This window comes from Bradyrhizobium sp. 44, assembly GCF_023073095.1.
Taxonomy (GTDB): Bacteria; Pseudomonadota; Alphaproteobacteria; order Rhizobiales; family Xanthobacteraceae; genus Bradyrhizobium.
Genome location: NZ_JADPIY010000030.1, coordinates 1 through 589, shown reverse-complemented (window position 1 = coordinate 589; position 589 = coordinate 1). Strand labels below are relative to the sequence as shown.

The 589-nt window shown below is 67.4% G+C and carries 1 pseudogene; it reads right to left on the bottom strand.

Going from position 1 to position 589, the window contains the following annotated elements:
- Nucleotides 1-589, bottom strand: a pseudogene (locus IVB41_RS31325) (hybrid sensor histidine kinase/response regulator); the annotation flags it as partial.

Here is a 589-nt window from a genome sequence, read left to right as displayed (position 1 = left end):
GGAGATCTCCAACAGCTGGTTGCGGGTCAGCACCAGCTCGGAGACCATGGTCATCAGATGCTCCAGCGTATCCACGTTGACGCGGATCGACTGGTTGGCAATGCTGGCTCCCTCGCCGGCGCCCTCGTCGGCGATCGACTTCTTCGGCGCGGCCTTGTCCTTGGGCGCCTTGGCCTCCTTGGCCTCCTTGGCCTCCTTGGCCTCCTTGGCCTCCTTGGCAACAGGCACTTCAGCGACCGGCTCGGCCTTGACTTCAGCCTTGGCAACGGGCGCGGGGATCGGCGCTTCGATCGCGGTCTCGCGGAAGGCGCGCTCGAGCTCGTCGAGCGAGACTTCGCCCGGACGCAGCGGACGCTCCAGGCTCAGGTCGGCCAGCACATCCTGGCTGGCGGGCGCGGCTTCCACTGCAACTGGTGCGTCCGGCACCAGCGGCGGCGCTTCGGCAACGGGAGCAGCGCTTCCAGCGACCATGGCCGCCATGCCCTGCTCGACCATCGCTTCCAGCTTGTCGATGAGGTCGCGGTCGGTACCCTCGGGCTCGGCTTCGGTCGCCTCCAGCCCGGCCAGAATTTCCTTGATGCGGTCGATC